The sequence below is a fragment of the Pseudomonas sp. SMN5 genome, from assembly GCF_052041925.1.
Taxonomy (GTDB): Bacteria; Pseudomonadota; Gammaproteobacteria; order Pseudomonadales; family Pseudomonadaceae; genus Aquipseudomonas.
In genome coordinates this window covers 1-363 of record NZ_JBKGGX010000082.1, presented here as the reverse complement: position 1 = coordinate 363, position 363 = coordinate 1, and the positions used below count along the sequence as shown (strand labels likewise).

General features: G+C 67.2%; 1 protein-coding gene. It reads right to left on the bottom strand.

Going from position 1 to position 363, the window contains the following annotated elements; all coding sequences use genetic code 11:
• Positions 1-363 (bottom strand): hypothetical protein (locus tag ACLEJR_RS27080; protein WP_440817774.1); only part of this gene is annotated, 363 nt, incomplete at both ends.

The window sequence follows — 363 nt, the reverse complement described above, 5'->3', positions numbered from 1 at the left end:
CTGTTCGTCGTAGTCGTACTGGCTGCGCAGCAGGCCTTGCTGGCGCTGCACTTCGCGATCGCCGCGCAGCTGGTGGTCGGTGAGTCGGGTGCCGTTGAGGTCGATGGCGGTCAGCGCCCCACCGACGGCGTGATGAAAATCCAGCTGGCTGTTGTCCGGCAGGCGCAGGTGGTTGAGGCGCCCGCAGGCGTCGTAGCGATAACGCAGGGTGCCCCAGCCCTGGTGCTCGCCGATCAGGCGGTCCTGGGCGTCGTATTCAAAGGCCAGCGGGTGATCGGTGCCGTCATCCACCGCCACCAGGCGGCCCAGGCCGTCGTAGCGGTACTCGATCACCTGGCCGTCGGGCAAGGTCTTGACCAACAG